This is a genomic window from Neisseria elongata subsp. elongata, from assembly GCF_900113545.1.
In the GTDB taxonomy this organism is placed as follows: Bacteria; Pseudomonadota; Gammaproteobacteria; order Burkholderiales; family Neisseriaceae; genus Neisseria; species Neisseria elongata.
Genome location: NZ_FOPS01000023.1, coordinates 1 through 1,416, shown reverse-complemented (window position 1 = coordinate 1,416; position 1,416 = coordinate 1). Strand labels below are relative to the sequence as shown.

The window sequence follows — 1,416 nt, the reverse complement described above, 5'->3', positions numbered from 1 at the left end:
CGCGTTCCTCGCGGGTGGAAATGTAGATGTTTTTCACCTGCGTGTACGCGGCGAGCATCATTTTGTGGGTTTCGCGGCCGATGCCTGAAGTCTTGCTTCTTAACACAGTGTGCTATGTGGTTTATCTGTAAGGTTTACCTGCTCACGGATAATAGATAGCAAGGTGGCTGTTTGCGTATTGGGGACGGCAACGGCGTAAATCTTACCGTTTCGCTTTCATAAACATAATGCAGAGATTTTTCTTGACGCAACGTGACCCTGTTTAACTTTACGATGTCTGCCAAAGCAGCTTTTATCTGCTTCTACTTTGCCGTTAAATATTTCCAAATGTGAGCTGTTGTGAAAATATAAGCAGACGTAGTTGGTGTAAGCAATCGTCTGCGGTATTTTGTTAACACTGACTAATTGACTGTCGTTCTGGCGGTAATGCCTGAAACGAATAGTTTGATGAGCTTATTTTCCTTGTGCTAACTTAGGCGGCTTCTTTTCATAGAGATGGTTCTAACTTGAATTGAAATTCACCGATTATCTAGGGAAGCCCCTAGATTATTTATTCTTTGTATTAGGTTATTGATTTCAAATGCTAAATTATTTATATCGGGGAAGATTACATTTCCTGTTTTTTCAATTACAAGTAGACAATTATATTTTATTGCCCAATCAATGGTTTGTTGAACAAATCCAGCATAATTAAACCTTAAATCCAGTTCACATTCTATATCATCTGTCCAAATGGTGATACTATTTCTATTGTTATCACTGAACATAGTCGTATTTTTATCCCAAAACTCTTTTGGCATAAGGTTTTTTTTGCTTCATTTGTAATAGATGATAATACTTCATTATTAATGAAGTAATTTTTAAACTCTCGATATGCATTATAATTTGGAAAATTATTAGATCGATATTCATTAAATAAAATATCTTTATCTGTAGCAAATGTATCTTTGATAGCAGTTGATGGTATTAGGTAGTATCTAAAATTCCAAATTGCCATTTTTATTTACTCTGTTAGCCAGGTCTTTTGGTAGTTTTGTTTCTTCCAAAAGTTTACTAAATATTGAAAATTATTATCAGGATTAGAAAAGTTAATTTTTAAAAAGTTTAATTCGTTCCTTCTTACAAGATGCTGTGCTACAAAAAAATATTATTTTTGGGGCTGACGTAGATCAGCTTTAAATTTCACACTAATCCCGCAGGGTTTGAAGCTGCTGAGACGGTGCGCCGAAGTTAAACTGAAATTCGCATTCTTTCAAGAATAGTGGGAAAGATTTGCAGTCGATTCCGTTGTATTTTCGCAAGATATATTTTGCCTGATTTTTGAAACCCAATGAGATAAATATATAGGAATGATGAGATAAATGGGAAGAAGTGGGATGATGGGGGATGGGGCGGGATGGAAAAAGTGAAATGGAG

The 1,416-nt window shown here is 35.5% G+C and carries 2 pseudogenes; both read right to left on the bottom strand.

Annotated elements, in window-relative coordinates:
• Positions 1-518: 518 nt before the first annotated feature.
• Positions 519-997 (bottom strand): annotated as a pseudogene (locus BM261_RS12000) (hypothetical protein).
• Between the two features lie 190 nt (positions 998-1,187).
• Positions 1,188-1,416 (bottom strand): annotated as a pseudogene (locus BM261_RS12965) (hypothetical protein); the annotation flags it as partial.